We start from the raw sequence: 287 nt of genomic DNA, 5'->3' as shown, positions 1-287 counted from the left end.
CCCTGTCGCACGCAGCGCTCTGCGAAAGCGAGGTGCCTAGAGGAAGATCATCGTGGTATAGGTGTAGTGGAAGCCGTGATCGGTGGGATACACCGGCCACACGCCGTGGGTACCCTCGTCCACGTCGTATTCGAAATAGGGCGTCGCGCCGAACTCGGCGATGGAGTCGCTGATCCAGTCGAATGTGGCGCCGGATTCGGTGGCCGTGCGACCCGTGCCGATGGCCCACACCGGCTCGTAGGCCACAACGGTACGGGCGGCGTCGGCCGCGTCCATGCCGGCATAGG

Annotated in this window: 1 protein-coding gene; it reads right to left on the bottom strand. The window is 65.2% G+C overall.

Going from position 1 to position 287, the window contains the following annotated elements; all coding sequences use genetic code 11:
- Positions 1–36: 36 nt before the first annotated feature.
- Positions 37–287, bottom strand: a 251-nt coding sequence (locus tag NE591_RS15590) for a triose-phosphate isomerase (protein ID WP_256157141.1), incomplete at its 5' end; no start/stop codon positions are given.

The organism is Adlercreutzia sp. DFI.6.23 (genome assembly GCF_024462535.1).
Classification (GTDB): Bacteria; Actinomycetota; Coriobacteriia; order Coriobacteriales; family Eggerthellaceae; genus Adlercreutzia; species Adlercreutzia rubneri.
The sequence above is the reverse complement of the archived record's forward strand: the minus strand, read 5'-3'. Positions and strand labels throughout refer to the sequence as shown.